Raw genomic sequence first — 21,818 nt, forward strand, 5'->3', positions numbered from 1 at the left:
GGCTACGCCATGTGAGACCGCCGAGTTGTCCGCGCCCGCCCGCGGCTCCCGCCCGCGCGCCCGCCGCCCGCCCTCAGCCCGCGAAGTCGGCGACGCCCAGCGTGTCCGAGTACCCCTCGATCGACTGCGGCTCGCGCGAGCCGGGACCCACGTAGCGGGCCGAGGGACGCACCAGACGGCCCGTGCGCTTCTGCTCCAGGATGTGCGCCGACCAGCCGGCGGTGCGCGCGCAGGTGAACATCGACGTGAACATGTGCGCCGGGACCTCGGCGAAGTCCAGCACGATCGCCGCCCAGAACTCCACGTTGGTCGCCAGCACCCGGTCGGGCCGGCGCGCGTGCAGCTCTTCGAGCGCCGCCTTCTCCAGCGCCTGCGCCACCTCGAAGCGCGGCGCGGCCAGCTCCTGCGCGGTGCGCCGCAGCACGCGGGCGCGCGGGTCCTCGGCGCGGTAGACGCGGTGGCCGAAGCCCATCAGGCGCTCGCCGTTGTCGAGGGCGCGCTTCACGTACGCCGTCGCGTCCCCGGTCCGCTCGATCTCCTCGATCATGCCGAGCACGCGCGAGGGCGCTCCGCCGTGCAGCGGGCCCGACATCGCGCCGACCGCGCCGGACAGCGCGGCCGCGACGTCCGCGCCGGTCGAGGCGATCACGCGGGCGGTGAACGTCGAGGCGTTCATGCCGTGCTCGGCCGCGCTCGTCCAGTACGCGTCGACCGCCTTGACGTGCTTGGGGTCCGGCTCGCCGCGCCAGCGGATCATGAACCGTTCGACGACGGACTCGGCCTTGTCGATCTCGCGCTGCGGCACCATCGGCAGGCCCTGCCCGCGCGCCGACTGGGCCACGTAGGAGAGCGCCATGACGGCGGCGCGGGCCAGGTTGTCGCGGGCGGTCCGCTCGTCGATGTCGAGCAGGGGCTTGAGCCCCCACACCGGCGCCAGCATGGCCAGCGCGGACTGCACGTCCACCCGGATGTCGCCGGAGTGGACGGGGATGGGGAACGGCTCGGCCGGCGGAAGGCCGGGGTTGAACGCCCCGTCCACCAGCAGGCCCCACACGTTCCCGAACGAGACGTGTCCGACCAGGTCCTCGATGTCGACGCCCCGGTAGCGAAGGGCGCCGCCCTCCTTGTCCGGCTCGGCGATCTCCGTCTCGAACGCGACGACTCCCTCAAGTCCGGGTACGAAGTCGGACATCAGGCGGCTCCTCAGGGTGTGTGCGACGGGCTGCGGGCGGGCCGTGCCGCCCCGGGTCCCTCGGTCATGCCCCGTACGGCGGTCAGGAATCCCGCCGCGGGCTGAACGTGTGTATGGAGGCCACAGTGGCCCAGCCGAGAGTTTGGCGGGTCCCGACGACGCGGGGAAGCGTGACATCCGGCACACTGCCGCAATTCGGCGGTACAGGGTTAATGCCCCGCCGCCGCGGGCAGAATGGGCCACCGCCGGGCGCGGCGCGGCGGTGCGGCAGGATGGGCCGGGTGACCGACCTGGACCCCGCAGCGATGCGCGAGCAGTACCGCACCACCCTCCTCGTCGAGGAGGACCTCGCCCCCACGCCCATGGGGCAGTTCGCCCGCTGGTTCAAGGAGGCCGTCGCCGGCGGCCTGCACGAGCCCAACGCGATGGTCGTCGCCACCGCCACCCCCGACGGCCGCCCCTCGACCCGCACGGTGCTCCTGAAGTCGTACGACGAGCACGGCTTCGTCTTCTTCACCAACTACACCTCGCGCAAGGCGGCCGAGCTCACCGCGAACCCGTACGTCTCGCTGCTCTTCCCCTGGCACCAACTGGCCCGCCAGGTCATCGTGACCGGCACCGCGGCCCGCGTCCCGCGCGCCGAGACCGAGCGCTACTTCCGCAGTAGGCCGCACGGGTCCCGGCTCGGCGCCTGGGCCAGCGACCAGTCCACGGTGATCGCCTCGCGGGCCGAACTGACCGAGCGGTACGAGGAGTTGACGGCCCGTTACCCGGAGGGGAGCGAGGTCCCCGCGCCCGAGCACTGGGGCGGGTTCCGGGTCGCGCCGGGGAGCGTCGAGTTCTGGCAGGGCCACGAGAACCGGCTGCACGACCGGCTGCGGTACGCCGCCGAGGGCGACACCTGGCACGTGGAGCGCCTGGCGCCCTGAGGCACACCCGGGCCCGGACACGCAGAGACCCGCGGGCTCGGGTCCTCCGGAGAGGAGCCGGCCGGACGTACCGGCGAGCCCGCGGGTCGGTGACTGCTGGGAATTTCGGCCGACGTGACGCCGGCACCGCACTAAGAGTGCGACTGGCGGGCAGTCAGCCCGCAGTCACCTCACGCGTCCGGTTTGCATACATCTGTCAAACCACCTCCCTTCTCGTGTGCACCACACATTAGGCACCGCCCCGACGCCCCTCAACCCATTTATTCGCAGCGCTCCCGAGCCGGTCCCGAGTCGGTCCCGAGCTACTCCCGAGCCGCTCGCGGGCCCCCTCCGCCACCCCGACGTGGCCGGTACCGGCCGTTGGCCGAAAAGATTTCCGCGAAGCCGGTGTGGGCTGCGTCACGTTCCAGTTGAATGATCCCGCGCGGGTGACTCCGCGCGTCAGCCGTGCGACGCGGCGGCCACGTCCTGCAGGGGGTGCCAGGATGAGTGTTTCCCGGAGCGAGACCACCCGGGTCACGGACCCGGAGGGATCCGGTACGGAGCCCGCGGGCCCGCCCGCGCAGGAACCCGGCGGGGACCTCCTCGCCGCGCTCCTCGACGGGATGGACGCCGCGCTCTGCGCCTTCGACGCGGACGGCGTGGTCACCCACTGGAACCGCGAGGCCGAGCGGATCCTCGGCTGGCCGGCCGCCGAGGCCGTCGGCCGCAGGGGATTCGCGGGCTGGGCGGTGCGGGCCGCCGACGCAGAGGAGATCCACCGGCGCCTCATGGCGGTGATGGGCGCGCCGGGCCGCCAGGTCCACGAGTTCGCCCTGCTGCGCAAGGACGGCAGCCGCGTCCTGGTCCGTACGCAGTCGGCGGGCGTGCGGGGTGCGGACGGCGCCGCGGCCGGGGTGTACTGCGCGTTCAGCGAGGTGCACGCGCAGATCGACCTGGAGCGGTCGATCGCGCTGAGCGAGGCGCTCTTCGAGGACGGGTCCTGGGGTGTCGTCCTCGTCGACGTGGACCTGCGCCCCACCGTCGTCAGCGCCTACGCCGCGCGGGCGCTCGGCACCGCCCGCGCGACCCTGCTCGGGCGCCCGCTGGGCGAGCTGATCGTCCAGGGCGTCGAGGAGCTGGAGGGCGCGCTCCAGCACGTCCTGGCCGAGGGCCCGCCGGCCAGCCCCGCCGAGGTGTGGGTGGTGCTGCGTACCGCCGAGGGCGAGCGGCGGCGCTGCCTGCGCAGCGGGTTCCTGCGGCTGTCCTCACCGCTCGCGGAGGAGCCGGTTCCGCTGGGGGTCGGCTGGCTCTTCCAGGACGTGACCGACCAGAAGCTGGCGGAGCAGGAGGCGGACCGGCTCCGCTTCCGCTCCAACCAGCTGCACCGGGCCGCGCGCAACGCCGCGGAGTGCGAGGACCCGATGGAGGCGATCACCACGCACCTGGACTTCGCGGTGGCCGGTTTCGCCGACCACGCCCTGGTCGACCTGGTGGTGGGGGAGCGGCTGGTACGGACCGTCGCCACCCCGGCCGGCACGCCGGGCCCCGCGGCGCCGGTGGCGGGCGGCGGCATCCCGGTCCGCTACCCACCGGGCCACCCGGCCCTCCAGGCGGTGGACCGCACGGGCTCGGTACGGGCCTGCGCGGGCGGTTCGGGGGCCGAGGCGTGTGCGGCGGCCGAGGCGTGGGCGGCGGAACGCCAGTGGCCGCGGGACGCCGCGCACGCGCTGTGCGTGGTGCTGCGCAGCCGGGGCCGTACGCTGGGCGTCCTGACCTTCCTGCGCGGTCCGTCCCGCCCGGCCTTCGAGCGCCCCGACGCGGCGTACGCGGAGAGCGTGGCCTCCCACGTAGCCCTCGCGGCCGCCCTGACCGCCCCCGCCCACCCCCGCTGAGCCGCCCCGGGGGCGGGCGGCCCTTGCCAGAGTGCCTGGCATAGGCATCCCCTTCCCTCGGCAGGCCGCCCGACCGCGGCCTCTCCAGCCCGTCCGGCTGCTCAACCCCGGCCCATGCGGCCACCTCAGCCGGTCCGGCGTGCGAGGACGAGCGCGCTTCAGCCGGTCCGGCGTTTGAGGACGAGCGCGCCCTTTCAGCCGGTCCGGCGTTTGAGGACGAGCGCCTTTCGGGCGCGAACGGGGTCTGGGGCGGAGCCCCAGGGGTCTGTACCTCAGCCCGTTCATAACCCCCGGAGGGTTTCGGGAAGGGGCGGGGTGGGGTGACTCCCGGGGTCTGGGGCGGAGCCCCAGCAACCCAGCCTTCGTCTGCAGACCGTGCCCGCGTCTCGCGCAGTTCCCCGCGCCCCTGTAGGGCACCCGGAGTCGCAGCCACGACCCGCGCCCACCGCGGCGGAGCCGCGCAAAGTGCACAGCCCCGCGCCCCTGTAGGGCACCCGGTACCGAGCCACGCGGCCGCGCCCACCGCCGCGGAGCCGCGCAGAACACGCAGCCCCGCGCCCGACAGGGCACCCGGCGCCGAGCCCGCGCCCCCGCTCACCTCCGGCGGAGCCTCAGTGGCGGAAGAAGATCCGGTCCCCGTACTCCGCCATGACCCGCCCGTTCCACTCGTGGCCCCCATCGACGTTCCCCGAACGAAGAAGCGGAGGCTCCACCCCCCGGGCAACCAGCGCCTCCGCCGCCGCAGCCATCGTCGCCTGCATCAGCGCACTGGTGACCACGGTCGACGCGGGAGCGAAGGGCGCCGACACGCCCTCGTACGTCAGCTCCGCGTCCCCCACCGCGATCTTGCTGTCGAGCACGACGTCGCAGTGATCGCGCAGGAACGTCCCCGAGACGTGCCGGGACCGCGTGTTCTCCGCGTACGCCACCGACGTGACCCCGATGACCTTGAGCCCGAGCGCCCGCGCGTTCATCGCCATCTCCACGGGCAGCGCGTTGCGCCCGGACAGCGAGATGATCACGAGGACGTCGCCCGGCTTGGCGGGGCTGGAGTCGAGCACCGCGCCGGCCAGGCCGTCGACGCGTTCGAGGGCCGAGCCGAGGGTCGCCGGCATGACGTCGACGCCCACCACGCCCGGCACGGCGAGCAGGTTCATCAGGGCGAACCCGCCGGCCCGGTAGACCACGTCCTGCGCGGCGAGCGAGGAGTGTCCGGCGCCGAAGGCGAAGAGCCGCCCGCCCGCCTCCACGGTGTCGGCGATCACGGCGCCGGCGGCGGCGATGTTCAGCGACTCCTCGTCCCGCACCCGCCCCAGGAGCCCGATCGCGGCGTCGAAGAACTGACCGGCCAGCTTGCTCTCGTTCATCGCCGAGGACCCTTTCAGGGGTGGGTAAACGACCGTGCGCCGATCACGGTGCGGTCTGGACCTTTCCCCTGTCAATACGGTGTCCACGGCCAGTGGGTCAAGATGGGGAACGGTCGCGATGGCACGGTTGTCAGTGCGATGCGTCAGAATTGGTCCAGGGCCAGCGGCACGACGTTTTTATGTCACAGCATCGAGGGGCACGTATGTCCGGACTGATCGACACCACGGAGATGTATCTCCGCACCATCCTCGAACTTGAGGAGGAGGGTGTGGTCCCCATGCGCGCCCGCATCGCCGAGCGCCTGGACCAGAGCGGCCCGACCGTGAGCCAGACGGTGGCGCGCATGGAGCGCGACGGCCTGGTCCAGGTGGCGGGCGACCGTCATCTGGAGCTGACCGACGAGGGCCGCCGCCTGGCCACGCGCGTCATGCGCAAGCACCGGCTCGCCGAGTGCCTGCTCGTCGACGTGATCGGCCTGGAGTGGGAGCAGGTCCACGCGGAGGCCTGCCGCTGGGAGCACGTCATGAGCGAGGCGGTGGAGCGCCGCGTCCTGGAGCTCCTGCGCCACCCGACCGAGTCTCCGTACGGCAACCCGATCCCGGGCCTCGAGGAGCTGGGCGAGAAGACCGAGGCGGACGCCTTCCTGGAGGACGGCATCATCAGCCTGGGCGAGCTCGACCCGGGCCCGGAGGGCAAGACGGTGGTCGTGCGCCGGATCGGCGAGCCGATCCAGACCGACGCCCAGCTGATGTACACGCTGCGACGGGCGGGCGTGCAGCCCGGCTCCGTGGTGAGCGTGACGCAGTCGCCGGGCGGGGTCCTGGTCGGCAGCAGCGGCGAGGCCGCGGAGCTGGCGGCCGACGTCGCGTCGCACGTGTTCGTCGCCAAGCGCTGAGGCGGGCGCGGTACTGCCGCTCCCCCGCCCGTTGGCCCTCACGTGACGGAACGTCACCGGCCGTTCCCCGCAAGGGAGTTGACCGCACCTGTCGAAGGGTGCGGGAAGCCTGCGGGGAAGGCCGGTTTCCGGGCGGAACGGCAGCGGCCGGGCGGATCGCGTGCGAGGCTGTGGCGTGAGCCATTCGACCGCGAAGGCGGGCGGCAGGGGAGGGGGCGGCCATGATGACGCCGCATCCGCCCGTGTCGCGGGAGACTCCGCTTCGGGAAGACCAGGGCCCCGGCGCCTCGCGGCGCCGGGGCCTGTCCTCCCCGGTGTCGACCCGGAGCCCCGAGCTCCCAGGGTCGACCCCCGCGGACCGTCTTCCCCGAGCGGCCCGCCTCCCGGAGAAGATCTCCCCTCGGCACGTGACGTCAATCCTTGAGCGTGGTCACTCGAACGAGGGGTGTTGCGCGAGATGTGCGAGTTTTCGAATAGGGGTTCGATACTCTGCCGTGAACTGACCACGCGGGAGCTGTGCGGGGACTGAAGGGGGTGCCAGGGCACATGGTGCGGCGCATCGATGTGACGGGGACCGGCGGGGTTCGCCTCGCCGCCTGGGAGTTCGCGGAGCCCAAGGACCGCCCGGAGGCCGACGGCGCCCCCGGGGTCCTCCTGCTGCACGGCCTGATGGGCCGGGCCTCGCACTGGGCGTCCACGGCGCGCTGGCTCGCCGAGAAGCACCGGGCGGTCGCCCTCGACCAGCGGGGCCACGGCCGCAGCGACAAGCCGGCCGAGGGGCCCTTCACGCGCGAGGTCTACGTGGCCGACGCGGAGGCCGCCATCGAGCAGCTGGGCCTCGCGCCGGTGACGCTGATCGGCCACTCGATGGGCGCCCTCACGGCGTGGCAGCTCGCGGCGAAGCGGCCCGACCTGGTGCGCGCCCTGATCATCTGCGACATGCGGGCCTCGGCGCTCGGGGCGGCGTCGCAGCGCGAATGGGAGGACTGGTTCAAGGCGTGGCCGGTGCCGTTCGCGACGCTCGCCGACGTACGGAAGTGGTTCGGCGAGGACGACCCGTGGGTGGAGCGGCCCACTCCCTCGCGGGGCGAGTTCTTCGCGGAGGTGATGGCGGAGCGGGCGGACGGCTGGCGCCCGGTCTTCTCGCGCCGCCAGATGCTGACGTCCCGCGAGACGTGGGTGTACGACGCGCACTGGGAGGAGCTGGCCCAGGTCGAGTGCCCCGCCCTGGTCGTACGGGGCCTCGACGGCGAGCTGGGCCGCGCGGAGGCCCAGGAGATGGTGCGGGTGCTGCCGCGCGGGCAGTACGCGGAGGTGGCGGACGCGGGGCACCTCGTCCACTACGACCAGCCGGAGGGGTGGCGCGACGCGGTCCAGCCCTTCCTGACCACCGCGCTCACGCCGTAGCGCCGCCTACGCTATGCCGGGCAGCACGCACATCCCCAGCCCGTCCGGCGTTTGAGGACGAGCGCGCCCTTTCAGCCGGTCCGGCGTTTGAGGACGAGCGCCTTTCGGGCGCGAACGGGGTCTGGGGTGGAGCCCCAGGGGTTTGGACCTCAGCCCCTTCTCCCGCCCCCGGAGGGTTTCGGGAAGGGGCGGGGTGGGGCATCCCCCGGGGTCTGGGGCAGAGCCCCAGCAACCCCGCCCCGGCCTTCGTCTGCACACCGTGCTGGGGCGCCCGCGCAGTTCCCCGCGCCCCCAGGTGGGCCGGCCTCGGCGGGATGCCGAGCCGGGGCAACCCCGGCCCCCGCCCGGCGGGTTGGAGCCGGGCGGCGTGGACACCCTCAGCCCACCCCGGCCCCGTGGGGTCAGCCGGTGCTGACCGCGGAGAGGATTTCCGGGAGGCGGTCGGCCGTGCGCGGCGCCGCCACCTTCAGCCCCGCCCAGCACACGAGCCCCCCGTACACCGCCCCCAGCGGCAACAGCAGCCACAGCCCTGCATGGTTGCCCGACACGTGCAGCCAGATCGCGAGGGCGATCATCGGCGCACACAGCACCGCGCTCACCACCATCCCGCCGAAGATCGACAGCGCCGCGATCCCGCCCTGCCCCGGCGCCACGTTCTTCCGGCTGTCCTGCGGGATGGAGTACGCCAGCGTCGCCGACGCCACCGAACCCGTCGCCAGCATCGCGCCGAGCAGCGACAGCGCGAGCCCGATGACCTCGGGCAGCTTCGCCCAGTCGTCGAGCATGCCCGCCGTGACCGCCGCCACGAGCACCGTGTACGGAAGCGTCACCATGAGCAGCGCCAACGCCCGCGCCCGCAGCTCCAGATAGGCGTCCCGGGTCGAGGAGATGCTCAGGAGCACCATCCAGAACGCCGAGGTGTCCTGCCCGAACTGGTTGTACATCTGCATGCCGAGCATGCCCGTCGCGAAGCACGCGAAGTAGACCGTGCCGGCGCCCTGGAGCGCGTTGAAGACCGGCACGATCAGGCCGATCGCCAGCGAGGTGATCCACGCCGCCTTCGTCTTGGGGTCCCGCCAGGCGTAGCGCAGCGTACGCAGGATCGCGGTGCCGGTGCGGCCGTCGGGGAGCAGCGAGGTGAGGCCCCGGCCCGTGGACTCCTTGCGGGAGGCGTCGGACGCGGCGAGCGTCGAACCGTCCGGCGTCGTCATCAGCTTCACGAGGGAGCGCTTCCACGCGTACAGGAGCAGCCCCAACGCGCCCATAGACAGCAGGAGTTGAGCGGCAGCGCGCACGTACGCGCCCTCGCTCACCGAGTCGACCGCGCCGATCGCCGAGGCCGGCGGCAGCCAGCGGACGACATCCGCGACCGGGTCGAGCGCGGTGATCCCGCCGGACCTGCCGAGCCGCTGCATGCCGAAGTTCACGAACTGGATGCCGACCGCGATGATCAGGCCGCTCAGAACCGCGAGGTCGCGGCCCTTGCGGGAGGTGAGCAGCCGGGTGTTGGCGGCGGCCACCGCGCGGGCCAGCGCCAGGCACACGAGCAGCGCGAGCGGCACCGCCACGACGGCGAGCAGGGCCGCGCCCAGGCCGTGGGTGACGGCGATCGCCGAGCCGAGCACCAGGCAGAGCGTGAACAGCGGCCCGATCCCCACCAGGGAGGCCACGAGCAGCGCGCCGACGAGCGGGCCTGGCCGCAGCGGCAGCATGACGAGCCGGGTCGGGTCCAGGGTCTCGTCGCCGCTCGGGAAGAACAGCGGCACGACGGTCCAGCCCACCGCCAGCACCGTCACGCCGAGCACCGCCACGGTGGCGGCGTGCGCGTTGCCGTGCAGCGCGATCAGGCCGACGAGTTGCAGCGCGGCGAAGAGCAGGGCGAGCACGGCGGAGGTGATGTACGCGGCCCGGCGCCCGCCGGAACGCCGCAGCCCGTTCTTCAGGAGCGACAGCTTGAGGCGTACGAAGACGGGCATCAGGGCGGCGGTGCCCATCGTGGGCGGGGCCGAAGGCGCGGCCACGGAGGTCGGGGGCCGGCTCATCGCGCACCGCCGCCGAGCCAGTCGAGCGAGTCCCCCGTGGTGCGGCCGCCCGCGCCGACGAGTTCGAGGAACGCGTTCTGGAGCGAACCGGCGTCGCCGCGGACCTCGGCCAGGGTGCCCTGCGCCCGGATGCGGCCCGCGGCCATCACGGCGACCCAGTCGCACAGCGACTCGACGAGCTCCATGACGTGGCTGGAGAAGACGACGGTGGCTCCGGAGCCGGTGTAGCGCTCCAGGACGCCCCGGATGGTCTGTGCGGAGACCGGGTCGACGCCCTCGAACGGCTCGTCGAGGAAGAGGACTTCGGGGTTGTGGAGGAGGGCCGCGGCGAGCCCGATCTTCTTGCGCATGCCCGTCGAGTAGTCGACGACCAGCTTGTGCTGGGAGCCGGCGAGGTCGAGCACGTCGAGGAGTTGCGCGGCCCGCTTGTCGACCTCGGCGCCGGGCAGCCCGCGCAGCCGGCCCGAGTAGCCGAGCAGTTCGCGTCCCGAGAGCCGCTCGAACAGGCGCAGCCCCTCCGGCAGTACGCCGATGCGGGACTTGACCGCGACCGGGTCGCCCCACACGTCGTGCCCCGCGACCTCGACCTTCCCCTGGTCCGGCCTGAGCAGCCCGGTCACCATCGACAGGGTGGTGGTCTTGCCCGCGCCGTTCGGTCCGACCAGACCGATGAACTTGCCCGCGGGCAGCTCCAGATCGATCCCCGCCACCGCGATCTGCTCGCCGAAGCGCTTCCACAGCCCCTGTACGCGGACGGCGGGCGGTGCGCTCCGCGCTCCGCCCGCCGTGTCCGACGATCCTTCGAATGCCTGGTCCGGCATGGTGGTGCCTCTCATCCCCGTGGTGATGCCTACCCGCACACCATAGGAGCCGAGGCCGCAGGGACCCTAGGGGCGTCGCGCCCTCGCGTCGGCGGCCTCGCGTCCGCAGGCGTAGGCGAGCGGGCTGATCAGCTCCTCCGCGTCCGGCAGCCAGCGGTTGGCGGGGGTGGGGCGGCGCGCCCACTGCACGGCGCCGGAACCGCCGACCCGGGTCGGCGGCGCCGCCACGTAGTCGCCCTCGCCGCGGGTGACCAGGTCGACCGCGGCCGGCGACCACCCCAACTTCCGTACCAGGTCGGGGACCTTGGCGCCCGCGCCCGGCAGCACGAAGAACAGCATCCGGCGGTCGGGGGTGCAGGTGACCGGGCCGAGCGTGAGTTCCATCCGCTCCATGCGGGCCAGCGCGAGGAACCCGGCCGACTCCGGCACGTCGATGGCGTCGAAGGTGCGCCCGGTGGGAAGCAGGATCGAGGCGCGGGGGCTCTTGGACCACAGCCGGCGGGCCGCGACGGCGCTGCCCGTCGCCTGGGTCGCCCAGTCGGGCCGCGCGGGGTGCGCACCCGGCTTCGGGCACGCCGTGTCACCGCACGAGCAGCGCTCGACCCCCTCGTCGGCTTCGAGGAACGTACCGGGGAAGACGTCCCAGTGCCGCTCCTCCGCGTACCGTACGGCGCTGTCCAGGAGCTGTTCGCCGCGCTGCTTGGGGATCTGTGCGGATTCCGTATCCGTGCCCGTGCCTGTGATGGTTTCTTCCACGACGGACTCAACGGGGGCCACCACCCAGGGTTACGGGCTCGGTGACGGCGGGATCAGGGGTATCGGTCCTGCATATGGGGCGCATGGGTGCATGGGCGGGGGCGCGCGTGCGGCTGTGCGTCGGCGGCAGGGTAGCCCTATGCGGGGGAAGCAGCCGGGAATTTGGGCAATGACGCCATATTCCCGATTCTCCTCGTTTCTCTGCATATTCGCAGGGCAATGATCAGGGTGCTGATCACTGCCGCTCCAGGGGGTTTTCATGGCAGCCAGGCCTCTCGTCGCCCGCCAGCCCAACGAACGTCTGCAGGCGCTCATCCAGGAAGCCGGATGTTCCAACGCCGGCCTCGCCCGCCGCGTGAACATGGTCGGAGCGGAGCGGGGCCTCGACCTCCGCTACGACAAGACGTCCGTGGCGCGGTGGTTGCGCGGACAGCAGCCGAGGGGAAGGGCGCCCGGCATCATCGCGGAGGCCCTCGGCCGCAAACTGGGCCGTACGGTCACGATCGACGAGATCGGCATGGCCAACGGCAAGAACCTCGCGTCGGGCGTCGGGCTCCAGTTCTCGCCCACCGTGCTCGGCGCGATCGAGCAGGTCTGCGAGCTGTGGCGCAGCGACGTGGGCCGGCGCGACTTCCTGTCCGGCTCCACCGTCGCGGCCTCCGCGCTCGTCGAGCCCAGCCGGGACTGGCTGATCACCGGCGCCGACTCCCAGGTCGCGCGCAGCGCGGGCCAGCGCGTCGGGGCCGCCGACGTCGAAGCGGTCAAGGCGATGACCGACGCCCTCATCCGGCTCGACCACCGCTTCGGCGCCGGTCATGTGCGGCCGGTCGTCGTCCACTACCTCAACAGCGTGGTGTCCGGGCTGCTCGCCGGGTCCTACCGGGAGTCCGTGGGGCGGCAGTTGTTCGCCGCGGTGGCCCGGCTCACCGAACTCGCCGGATACATGGCCGTCGACACCGGCCAGCCGGGCCTCGCCCAGCGCTACTACATCCAGGCGCTGCGCCTGGCCCAGGCCGCCGACGACCGGGGCTACGGCGGCTACGTCCTGGCCGCGTCCATGAGCCATCTCGCGGCCCAGCTCGGCAATCCGCGCGAGATCGCCCAACTGGCGCGCGCCGCACAGGAAGGCGCCCGCGGCCGGGTCACCCCGCGCGCCGAGGCGATGTTCTACGCGGCCGAGGCGCGCGGGCACGCCCTGCTCGGCGACGCGCGCACCTGCCAGCTCGTCTCGGGCCGCGCCCTGACCGCGCTGGACGCCGCGGACCCGGACTCGGGCGACGACCCGCCGTGGATCGCCCACTTCGACCACGCCTACCTCGCCGACGAACTCGCCCACTGCCACCGGGATCTGGGCCAGTCGGAGGCGGCCGCCCGGTGCGCCGAGGAGTCGCTCGCCGGGCACCCCGAGTCGCGGGCGCGACGCCGCGCCATCGGTCTCGTCCTGCTGGCCACCGCCCAGGTGCAGCAGCGCGAGGTGGAGCAGGCGTGCGCGACGGGCACCCGCGCCGTGGAGCTCCTGTCCACGCTGCGCTCCCACCGGGGCGCGGACTATCTGGAGGACCTGCAACAGCGCCTGGAGCCGTACGCGGACGAGCCCGCGGTGCGGGAGTTCGGGGAGCGCGTGGAGGTGCAAGCAGCCTGAGCGTCTGCCGTCAAGGGCGCCTGAGCAGGGGGTCTGGGGAGGGCTTGGCAAGGGCGTGGGGGGACCCGGTAGCGTGAACCGACGATTCCTAGGTCCACGTACAGGAGTTCCGGTGACGCAGCAGAGCCGACAGGGTGACGAGCCGCAGCTTCCGGCTGTGCGGCCCGCGCACGAGGGCGTCGTGCTGCCCGCCGACGGGAGCGGCCCGCTCCCCGGCCCCGGGCGGCCCGCCCCGCCCGGCGCCCAGCCGTGGGGGCAGCCGTGGGGCCCGCAGGGCCACGGCGCGCAGCCCGGCCAGGGTCCGGCCACCTTCGGGCAGCCGCTGCCGCCCGAGAACGGCGGCCGCGACGCGGACGCGACGCAGTACATCGCCCCCGTCCCGGGCGGCCACGGCGGTCCCGAGGGATACGGCGGCAACGGCGGCAACGGTGCCCACGGCGGCCTGGGCACCTCGGGCAGCGAGGCCACGCAGTACCTCGCGCCGGTGCCGCCCGGGAGCGGCGACTCCGAGGCGACCCAGTACATCGCGCCCGTGCCCGGCGGCACCGGAACCTTCGGCGGCGAGGCCACGCAGTACCTGGCCCCGGTCCCGGGGGCCCCGGGCAACCCCGGCATTCCGGGCGCTCCCGGCACCTCGGGCAGTGAGGCCACGCAGTACCTCGCCCCCGTGCCCGGCGCGATGCCGCCCGAGGGCGCCGGCCATCAGGGCTTCCCGGGCGCCCAGGGGCACGCCCAGGGCTCCGGCGCCGACCCGACGCAGTTCCTGCCGCCGGTGCCGCCGGCCCCGCAGGACGCCCCGTACGGCATACGGCCGGGCGCGCCGGGCGACCGGCAGCCCCCCGCCGAGTTCGACAGCCTCTTCCGGGCGAACGGCGCGAACGGTGCGCCCCAACAGGCCACCGAGGGCGCGCAGTTGCCGCGCTTCCAGCCGTCCGTCCCGCTCAACCGGCAGCAGCCGGCGCCCTATCCGGCCGCGGGAACCCAGGGCGGCCAGTTCCAGCCGCAGTTCGCCGCGCAGCCCCCGCACCAGGACCCGCCGGGGCAGCAGTCGGCGTACGAACCGGAGCCGCGGCGGCGCAGGTCGCCGGTCGCGCTCATCGCCGCCGTGGTCGTCGGGTGCGCGGCCATCGGGCTCGGCGCGGGCGCCCTGCTCAGCGGCGGTGACGACGGCGCCTCGAAGGACGACAAGCAGCCCGCGGGCGTCAGCTCGCCCGTCGCCAAGGGCTCCGGCGACGCCAAGGACGACGCCGCCGACCCGGCGAAGGCGCAGGCACAGGCGCTCGACAAGGTGCTCGCCGACAGCGGCAGCAGCCGGGACGCGGTGATCGGCGCGGTCGCCGAGATCCGCGCCTGCGACAAGCTCGACCAGGCGTCCACGTCGCTGCGCTCCGCCGCCAAGCAGCGCGGCGACCTGGTGACCCGGCTCGGCGCGCTCTCCCTGGACAAGCTGCCCAACCACGACCGGCTCTCCGCCGCGCTCACCAAGGCCTGGCAGTCCTCGGCCTCCGCCGACAACCACTACGCGGCGTGGTCCGACGCGGTCGCCGCCGACAAGGGCAAGAACTGCAAGGACGGCCACGCCAAGCGCACCAAGGACGCCGGCCAGGGCGACAAGGCGAGCGGCGAGGCGACGAAGTCCAAGCAGGAGGCTTCGGGCCTGTGGAACGCGATCGCCGCCAAGTACCAGCTGACCAAGCGCGGAGCCACCCAGCTGTAGGCCGGGACGGCGACCGCCCCGGCGGCCCCGCGCGCCGGGGTCAGCCGTTGGCGGCGGACGCCTCCATGGTCGAACTCACGTCGGTGAAGCCCTTCTTGAGGGCGACGAGCCGCCCGTCGCGCACCACCTGGAAGGTGACCTGACGGTTGACGATGCGCGGGAAGTCCGCCGCGGCGAGCATGTCCTCGAAGCGCCAGCGCAGGACGGGCGTGAGCCCGCCGGTGTCCACGGTGACGCCCTTGTTGAGCGCGCGCACCAGGTCGAGGGCGCGGACCGAGTCCTGGTGGAGGGATTCGACGAGCTTCTTCAGGGCGGTGTACGCGATCCAGGTGGTCTGCACCCCGGAGTCGGCGGCGTCGATCGCGTCGTCCCCGAAGGCGTGCTCGCGGATGACCCGCTTCATCGGCTCCCACCGCGGATCGTCGGACTCCGGGTACCAGCCGGTGACGTACGCGCCCTCGAAGGGGCCGTCCGCGCCGCCGGTGCGGTCGAGGAGCGGCTGGTTGATCGAGCCGATGACGGAGGCGACCCGTACCTTCCCCGGGTCGTCCGCCACGCGCCGGAAGGAGTCGAAGAACGTCTCCGTGCGGTCGCCGAGCACCGCCGTCACACAGCCCTTGCCGCCCTTCTGCCCGGCCCCCTTGCGGCCGCCCCCGCTCCCGGCGGGGTCCGCCCCGGCCTGTTCGAGCGCGCGCTTCGCCTCGTCGGTGTAGTCGCCGGCGTCCTCGGCGGTACGGATGTCCGCGGCCGGGCGGTGCCGTGCGGCGGTCAGTCCGGCGTCGAGCAGTGTCGGCAGCACATCCCCCGCGAGGGTGTCGGGGCGGACCAGGGACACCTGGTCGCAGGCGGCGGCGAGCTCCTGCCCGCTGCCCGCGATGAGCGCGGCCTGGCCGCCGTTGACGGGGTAGGAGAGCGCGCTGGTGAACTCCCGGTCGGATATGCCGTACCCGCCGAGGTAGGGGATGCCGGCCACTTCGAGCGGCGGGATGAACGCGCTGTCGTACTGGCTGTACGAGCCGACGACGGCCGCCGCCTTCTCCTTCACCGCGCGCCGCGCGCAGTCGGATGCGCCGGTCGCGGTGTTGTGCTCGTTGCAGGTGAGGACCCGCAGTTCGTGGCCGTCGATGCCGCCGTCCGCGTTGACCCAGCGCGCGAACGCCTTGGCCATGGCCGGCATGCCGGGGGCGTTGGTGGCGGCGCTGCCCTCGGGCGCCCAGGTCATGACCGTGATGGGCTCCCTGGAACCCCCCGAGACCCCGGGGAGCCCACCACAGCCGGACAGGAGGGTGGCGCCGACCGCCGACCACACGGCGACCACGGTGGCCGTGGTGCCGAACGAGCGCGACGGGCCGTGCGAACGCCGCCATCCGTAACCGGTCATGAACCCGCACACTTCCGCCTCACGGGTAACGGAGATGCGAACACACCTCAACACAGGGTGAGATGCGGGTGAATTGCGGGGGCCGGGCGGGCGGCGGCCGCGGGGAACGTACGATCGCAAACGTGCAGCAAGGTTCAGCAGGCTCTTCCCGTCGCGGCCGTCGCTCCTCCACCATGGGCGGCATGCCATCGAATGACATGCCGTGGTGGCGCTGGCGTACGAACGTACGGTCCGCGCTGCACATGCTCTCCGACCCGGTCTTCCACGAGGAGACCTGGCTGGCCGGACGTGAAGGGTTCGGGGACGTCACCGACGCCGTGTACCGGCTCGTCGAGGACACCTGGCTGGACAACTGGTCCGCCGAGAAGTACGTCGGCACCATCTTCCGCGACTCCGGTGAGGCGGCCCTCGTGGACGCCGCCGTGCTGCGGGTGCTGCGGATCATGCACCAGGTCGGCGCGGACGCCCCCGTCTCCGCCTACCTCGCCCACGAGGCGTGGCCCGAGGCCGTGCAGGCGGCGCGCGAGGCGCACGTACGGCTCGCGCAGAGCGACGGCGAGGACCCCGACGCCCCGCCGCGCTCGCTCGACGTGCTGAGGATCCTGACCCGCTCGGCCTAGGGTCTGTCCGGCGGACGGGCCCTGCGTCCGGACCCTGGGCGGCGGGCCGCCGGAGCGCCCGTCTGTGGCATCCTTCCTGGATGACTGACCAGTACGTCCTCACGCTCTCCTGTCCGGACAAGCAGGGCATCGTGCATGCCGTGTCGAGCTATCTGTTCATCACGGGCTGCAACATCGAGGACAGTCAGCAGTTCGGGGACCGCGACACCGGTCTCTTCTTCATGCGCGTCCACTTCTCGGCCGAGTCCCCGGTGACCGTCGACAAGCTGCGCGCCAGCTTCGCGGCCGTCGGCGACTCCTTCCAGATGGACTGGCAGATCCACCGCCCCGAGGAGCGGATGCGGATCGTCCTGATGGTGTCGAAGTTCGGACACTGCCTGAACGACCTGCTGTTCCGCTCGCGGTCGGGCGCGCTGCCCGTCGAGATCGCGGCGGTCGTCTCCAACCACACCGACTTCGCCGAGCTCGTCGCCTCCTACAACGTGCCCTTCCACCACATTCCGGTCACCCGGGAGACCAAGGCCGCCGCCGAGGCGCGCCTGGTGGAGCTGGTGCGCGAGGAGCGCGTCGAACTGGTGGTGCTCGCCCGGTACATGCAGGTGCTCTCGGACGATCTCTGCAAGCAGCTCAGCGGCAAGATCATCAACATTCACCACTCGTTCCTGCCGAGCTTCAAGGGCGCCAAGCCCTACCACCAGGCGCACGCGCGCGGGGTGAAGCTGATCGGCGCGACCGCGCACTACGTGACGGCCGACCTCGACGAGGGGCCGATCATCGAGCAGGAGGTGGAGCGCGTCGGACACGAGGTCACCCCGGCGCAGCTCGTCGCGATCGGCCGGGACGTCGAGTGCCAGGCGCTCGCGCGGGCGGTCAAGTGGCACGCCGAGCACCGCATCCTGCTCAACGGGCGGCGCACGGTCGTCTTCGCGTAGCCCGCGCGCTCCGCGTCACAGCCGGCTCAGCGAGGCCGCCGCGAACAGCACGTCGCTGATGGCCTCGCGGTCGCCGAGCTGGCCGACCGCCGCCTCCTGCGGCGAGACGTGCCCGGCGGCCAGCTTGCAGAACTCCACGCCGTCCAGGGCCACATGGGCCACCTCGTGCGCGGGTGAGGCGAGGGCGGCGGGCGAGTCGAGCGCGATGTACCAGTCGCCGCCGCCCACGCCCTCGATCTCCAGGCGCAGCGAGCGGCCGGGGGAGCCCGCCGTGACGAGCCCGCGCGGCGGCGAGGCGAGCCCGGCCCGGCGCCGCCCGGCCAGCGTGGCGGGCAGGATCCGCGCCGCCAGGTCGATCATGCCGTGCAGATGCGCGCCGGACGGCGGGTCGTACGGGTAGTCCACCGCGTCCGCGATGTCACCCGCGTGGATCCAGCACTCGAAGGCCCGGTCGAGCATCGCGTCCTGCAGCGGCAGCGCGAACTCCCCGTACGGCACGTCCAGTTCGGCCACGCCGCCGCCCGCGAAGGACACCGTGCGGATCAGCGCGTGGGACTGCTCGCGCCACGGCTCGCGGACCGTACGGGTCAGCGGGTACTGGGCGGCGCGCCACAGGGCCTCGGTGCGCGCGGTGGGCCCGGCCGCCGCGGCCCCCGCGTCGAGCGGCACCGGCTCGTCGAGCCCGAGGGCGGTCGCCACCATCGCGTCCACCGTCATCAGATGGCCGATGACGCCGGCCACCGTCGTCCTGCGGCCGGCCCGCCGGTCGTCCTCGAACCAGGTGAGGCGGACCGGCGCATGCCATTCGGCGTCGCCGAAGTCGTTGAGCAGCGCGTCGAGCCGGGCGGCCTCCGCGTCGTAGGGCGCCGCCCAGACGGGCACCGGGATGCGGGCCGGGCGCCGGCCCAGGCAGTTCTCCAGGACCCGGGCGCGCAGCAGCGGATCGAGGTCGAGGGTGCGCTCCGCCTGGAGCAGGCCCACCGCGTCGCGCAGCCGCAGCGCCTCGTCCGCGCAGGGCGCGCACTCGGTGAGGTGCGCCTCGACGGCGTCGGTCTCCTCGGTGGAGCAGGCGGCCAGCGCCCAGGCGCCGAGCAGCGACTTCAGGACGGTGTGCGAGGGCGGGACGTGCGAGGGCGGGACGGCGGGGGAGCCGAGCCCGGCGGGGGCGTCCGCGCGCACGGTCCCGGTGCGCTCCGGCGGAACGTCACGCCCGGTCTCGCGCGGGCCGGGCACGAACGGGAGGGAGCCGCCGCGCTCGCCCTGCGCGGGGTCGCCGGGCGCACGGTCGCCGTCCGGCAGGTCGTCGCCCGCCGCGCGCGGCGCCGGTATGCGCGGGGTGTTCTCGTCGTCGGGCACGGGCTCGCCGCGCTCCACGGGCCCCGTCACAGCGCCCGTCCGTATCCGGGCGGCGCGGCCCCGTCGGGCGGCCGGACGGTCGCCGAGGAGAGCAGTTGCAGACCGAGCCGCAGGCGCCGGCGGGCCTCGTCCTCGGTGATGCTGAGGTCGGCGGCGGCCTGCCGGTAGTCGCGGCGCTGGAAGTAGGCGAGCTCCAGCGCGGCGCGCAGCGGGGCCGGCATCGACGTGACGATGTAGTCGGCGCGGGCCGCCGCGGAGGCGCGCCGCACCATCAGTTCGAGCTCCTCGGTCGAGCATCCGCCGTTCGCGGCGCGTGAGGCCGCCTCGGAGGACTGGCGCAGCCGCTGCACGGCCTGGCGCTGGGTGAGCTTGGCGACCCAGGAGCGCATCGAGCCCTGCTTGGGGTCGTAGGCGTCCGGGTTCTCCCACACGTATCCGAAGACGTCGCGGGTGATCCGGTCCGCCTCGTCCTCGTCGCTGAGGACCCGGTGGGCCAGGCTGTGCACCAGGGAGGCGAACCGGTCGTACAGCTCGCCGAGGGCCGCGGCCTCGCCGCGCGCGAGTCGCTGCTGCATCCGGCGGTCCCACCGAGGTGGTGCGTCCTTCGGCATAGGCTCCCCAACCCTGTCGTTCCCCGCGTGTGCCCCTGTGCGCCCGTCTCTGCGTATCTACGAATGTAATGCGACGGGCTGACAATGCACGCAGGTTTGCCTCAAGTGCGCCCCCTCGGGGCCGACCGGTGGTAATGGCGGTGTTTCGCGTGGGCCGGCATGGGCAGCCGCGCCCCAGGGGGCAGGGCAGCACAGAGAGGGACCGGTGGCGTGACGCTGAGAGTGGACGAGTCCGAACAGGGCACCTGGACGGTGCTGCGGGTCAGCGGTGAGCTGGATCTGGTCACCTCGCCGAGACTGCGGCGCCAGGTGCACGAGGCGGTGGCCGAGGGCCGCCGGGATCTGGTCCTGGACCTGTCGGGGGTGCAGTTCTGCGATTCGAGCGGGGTGGGCGTGCTGATCGCGGCGCGCCGCCTGATGCGCTCCTGTCAGGGGCGGCTGCGGCTGATCCTGCCGGCCCGCGGCGCCCTCGACGGCAGCCATGTGAACAAGGTGCTCGCCGCGCTCGGCGTGCGCCGTCTCTTCGAGGTGTACGGGGATGTCGGTTCGGCCTCCGACGACCTGGCCGAACCGCTCTCCGCGTAGCCGGGGCCCCGCCCGCCACGGCCGGGGCACGCGTCCGCGTATCGCCCGCGCGCGGGCCCCATCGGTCGTACGCTCTGGCCATGGCCAGTATGGACAGCATGGAAAGTCCCGACAGCGACGCGTACGAGCGGAGGGTCGCGGCCCGGTTCGCCTCCTTCGACCAGGACGGCAACGGCTGGATCGACCGGGCGGACTTCTCGACCGCGGCGGCGGCCCTGCTCGCCGCGTTCGGCACGACCGCCCGCTGCGACAAGGGTCAGGCCCTGTACGGCGGCGCGGAGGCGCTGTGGCAGGGGCTCGCCGGGATCGCGGACGTGGACGGCGACCAGCGGGTGACGCGCAAGGAGTTCGTGGGCGGCGCGATGAAGCGGCTGCGCGACCGCACCAGCGGGTTCACCGAGATCGCGCGGCCGTTCCTGCACGCCGCGTTCGCGGTGGCCGACACGGCCGGCGCCGGCACGGTCTCCGTGCGCGACGCCGAGCGTGCGCTGTGTGCGTTCGGCGTGGCGCCCGGCGTCGCGGCCGACGTGGCCGCGGCCCTCGACAAGGACGCGGACGGCCGCATCACGGAGCCGGACGCGGTGAGCGCCTTCGCCGCCTACTTCACGACGCTGCCGTAGCCGCCGGGCCGCACCGGTGCGGTGCGGCTCAGTGCCAGTTCCAGTCGATCAGGGTGCGCAGCGTGTCCGCGTGGAAGTCGGGGAAGTCCATCGGGACGACGCCCAGATGGGTCCGCTCGCCGAGCCGCGCCGTCAGATAGCTCTGTACGCCCGGCATGATCGCGTCCGCGTTGACCTTGGGCCAGCCGCCGCCCGCGTAGCTGGTGAAGTTGATGTAGAGCTGCGCGGAGTCCTGGTCGTAGAAGGCGTTGTCGAACTGCTGGGTGACCTTGGCGGTCTTCTTCGACGGCCAGGACAGGCCCTGGTAGACGTCCTGGAGCTTGATGTACTGGTTGGAGAGGAAGTCGTTGTCGCCGCCGGGCCACTGGAGCACCGGCCAGTCGTTGTCGAACTGGGCGATGAGGACGATCTTCCCGCGTGCCTCGCCGAGCGTGGGCACCCGGTCGGTGAGCAGGAACCGGGAGCGCCAGCCCTTCTGGTCGAGGTAGACGTTGAGCACGTTCTTGAAGTTGGCGCCGACCTCGTTCTTGGTGCCGCCCTCCTTCTTGAGCCGCATCAGGAGGACTTCGCCGGGGTGGCTGTCGAGGAAGGCCGCGCTCTGCGTGAGCACGTCGCCGAAGGTCATGCCCTGGTAGTACGCGGCGTGGTAGATGCCGAACGCGTCGTTCAGATGGTCCTGGAGCCCGTTGGCGCGGATGTCGAAGAAGCGGACGCCTTCCTGCAACTGCTGGGTGAGGCCCCAGTTCTGGGTGTGCGACCACTCGGTGCCGTTGTTCGGGTTGGTGCAGCAGGAGTCGTGGGTGCCCGGGATCGTCATGCGCAGCAGGGAGAGGCCGTCGGGGAGCCCGGCCATCCAGTTGGCCGGGTCGGCGCTGCCGAGGGACCGTACGGCGGTGCGTGCGGGCCGCACCGCGGCGCGTGCGGTGCCCGGCAGGAGCGCGGTGGCGGAGACCGCGGCGGCGCCCAGTATGAGGTGTCTGCGGGTGAGTTCCATGGGTCCGTCCTTGGGGGAGAGCGGCGGGACCACCCTCGGGGGGTGGCGGACCCCAGGGCCGTGCCCCGGGGGCGAA

At 73.3% G+C, this 21,818-nt stretch carries 19 protein-coding genes; 10 read left to right on the forward strand and 9 right to left on the reverse strand.

Going from position 1 to position 21,818, the window contains the following annotated elements:
* Positions 1–73: 73 nt before the first annotated feature.
* On the reverse strand, positions 74–1,192 hold the full coding sequence (locus OOJ98_RS00600; RefSeq protein ID WP_267052628.1) for a citrate synthase 2: 1,119 nt from the start codon (positions 1,190–1,192) through the stop codon (positions 74–76).
* 272 nt (positions 1,193–1,464) lie between these two features.
* On the opposite strand from OOJ98_RS00600, the gene pdxH reads away from it, so the two are divergent.
* Both pdxH and OOJ98_RS00610 read left to right on the forward strand, forming a co-directional pair.
* Entirely contained in the window at positions 1,465–2,121 is a 657-nt protein-coding gene (gene pdxH, locus OOJ98_RS00605) for a pyridoxamine 5'-phosphate oxidase (RefSeq protein ID WP_267052629.1), read from the forward strand.
* 605 nt (positions 2,122–2,726) lie between these two features.
* Entirely contained in the window at positions 2,727–3,995 is a 1,269-nt protein-coding gene (locus OOJ98_RS00610; protein WP_267055448.1) for a PAS domain-containing protein, read from the forward strand.
* 611 nt (positions 3,996–4,606) lie between these two features.
* Here OOJ98_RS00610 and OOJ98_RS00615 read toward each other — a convergent pair.
* Positions 4,607–5,362, reverse strand: coding sequence for an SIS domain-containing protein (locus OOJ98_RS00615; RefSeq protein ID WP_267052630.1), 756 nt, complete (start codon positions 5,360–5,362; stop codon positions 4,607–4,609).
* A gap of 203 nt (positions 5,363–5,565) precedes the next feature.
* Here OOJ98_RS00615 and OOJ98_RS00620 point away from each other — a divergent pair, with 203 nt between their 5' ends.
* Positions 5,566–6,258: a metal-dependent transcriptional regulator gene (locus OOJ98_RS00620; protein ID WP_267052631.1), complete on the forward strand. Its 693-nt coding sequence runs from the start codon at positions 5,566–5,568 to the stop codon at positions 6,256–6,258.
* A gap of 546 nt (positions 6,259–6,804) precedes the next feature.
* Entirely contained in the window at positions 6,805–7,665 is an 861-nt protein-coding gene (locus tag OOJ98_RS00625; protein WP_267052632.1) for an alpha/beta fold hydrolase, read from the forward strand.
* A 401-nt stretch (positions 7,666–8,066) separates the two neighbouring features.
* Here OOJ98_RS00625 and OOJ98_RS00630 read toward each other — a convergent pair whose 3' ends face one another.
* From OOJ98_RS00630 to OOJ98_RS00640, 3 genes are all read right to left on the reverse strand, one after another.
* Positions 8,067–9,707 (reverse strand): transporter, encoded by a 1,641-nt coding sequence (locus tag OOJ98_RS00630; protein ID WP_267052633.1) that lies wholly within the window; start codon positions 9,705–9,707, stop codon positions 8,067–8,069.
* On the reverse strand, positions 9,704–10,528 hold the full coding sequence (locus OOJ98_RS00635; RefSeq protein WP_267052634.1) for an ABC transporter ATP-binding protein: 825 nt from the start codon (positions 10,526–10,528) through the stop codon (positions 9,704–9,706). Before OOJ98_RS00635 ends, OOJ98_RS00630 begins: the two co-directional genes overlap by 4 nt.
* 66 nt (positions 10,529–10,594) lie before the next feature.
* On the reverse strand, positions 10,595–11,284 hold the full coding sequence (locus OOJ98_RS00640; RefSeq protein ID WP_267052635.1) for a bifunctional DNA primase/polymerase: 690 nt from the start codon (positions 11,282–11,284) through the stop codon (positions 10,595–10,597).
* Positions 11,285–11,543: 259 nt separating this feature from the next.
* Here OOJ98_RS00640 and OOJ98_RS00645 point away from each other — a divergent pair, with 259 nt between their 5' ends.
* Together OOJ98_RS00645 and OOJ98_RS00650 are read left to right on the forward strand one after the other, a co-directional pair.
* Entirely contained in the window at positions 11,544–12,926 is a 1,383-nt protein-coding gene (locus OOJ98_RS00645) for a transcriptional regulator (protein ID WP_267052636.1), read from the forward strand.
* 112 nt (positions 12,927–13,038) lie between these two features.
* Entirely contained in the window at positions 13,039–14,643 is a 1,605-nt protein-coding gene (locus OOJ98_RS00650; RefSeq protein WP_267052637.1) for a hypothetical protein, read from the forward strand.
* Positions 14,644–14,683: 40 nt separating this feature from the next.
* Here the strand turns inward: OOJ98_RS00650 and OOJ98_RS00655 are convergent, their stop codons facing one another.
* The gene (locus tag OOJ98_RS00655; protein ID WP_267052638.1) at positions 14,684–16,024 is read right to left on the reverse strand and encodes an ABC transporter substrate-binding protein; all 1,341 of its coding nucleotides are present in this window, start codon (positions 16,022–16,024) and stop codon (positions 14,684–14,686) included.
* A 173-nt stretch (positions 16,025–16,197) separates the two neighbouring features.
* On the opposite strand from OOJ98_RS00655, the gene OOJ98_RS00660 reads away from it, so the two are divergent.
* A complete protein-coding gene (locus OOJ98_RS00660) occupies positions 16,198–16,644 on the forward strand; it encodes a hypothetical protein (protein WP_267052639.1) in 447 nt (148 codons plus the stop codon).
* Positions 16,645–16,724: 80 nt separating this feature from the next.
* Complete coding sequence (purU, locus tag OOJ98_RS00665) at positions 16,725–17,576, forward strand: formyltetrahydrofolate deformylase (protein WP_267052640.1); 852 nt, start codon at positions 16,725–16,727, stop codon at positions 17,574–17,576.
* Between the two features lie 15 nt (positions 17,577–17,591).
* Here the strand turns inward: purU and OOJ98_RS00670 are convergent, their stop codons facing one another.
* Together OOJ98_RS00670 and OOJ98_RS00675 are read right to left on the reverse strand one after the other, a co-directional pair.
* Positions 17,592–18,755, reverse strand: a complete 1,164-nt coding sequence (locus OOJ98_RS00670) for a zf-HC2 domain-containing protein (protein ID WP_267055449.1) — start codon at positions 18,753–18,755, stop codon at positions 17,592–17,594.
* Positions 18,756–18,958: 203 nt separating this feature from the next.
* Positions 18,959–19,543 (reverse strand): sigma-70 family RNA polymerase sigma factor, encoded by a 585-nt coding sequence (locus tag OOJ98_RS00675; protein WP_267052641.1) that lies wholly within the window; start codon positions 19,541–19,543, stop codon positions 18,959–18,961.
* A 210-nt stretch (positions 19,544–19,753) separates the two neighbouring features.
* On the opposite strand from OOJ98_RS00675, the gene OOJ98_RS00680 reads away from it, so the two are divergent.
* Both OOJ98_RS00680 and OOJ98_RS00685 read left to right on the forward strand, forming a co-directional pair.
* The gene (locus tag OOJ98_RS00680) at positions 19,754–20,128 is read left to right on the forward strand and encodes an STAS domain-containing protein (protein WP_267052642.1); all 375 of its coding nucleotides are present in this window, start codon (positions 19,754–19,756) and stop codon (positions 20,126–20,128) included.
* 80 nt (positions 20,129–20,208) lie between these two features.
* Positions 20,209–20,748: an EF-hand domain-containing protein gene (locus tag OOJ98_RS00685; protein WP_323177871.1), complete on the forward strand. Its 540-nt coding sequence runs from the start codon at positions 20,209–20,211 to the stop codon at positions 20,746–20,748.
* 28 nt (positions 20,749–20,776) lie between these two features.
* On the opposite strand, the gene OOJ98_RS00690 is transcribed toward OOJ98_RS00685, so the two are convergent.
* Complete coding sequence (locus OOJ98_RS00690) at positions 20,777–21,742, reverse strand: phosphatidylinositol-specific phospholipase C (protein ID WP_267052643.1); 966 nt, start codon at positions 21,740–21,742, stop codon at positions 20,777–20,779.
* Positions 21,743–21,818: the final 76 nt, after the last annotated feature.

The sequence above is a fragment of the Streptomyces sp. NBC_00083 genome (assembly GCF_026343295.1).
Classification (GTDB): domain Bacteria; phylum Actinomycetota; class Actinomycetes; order Streptomycetales; family Streptomycetaceae; genus Streptomyces.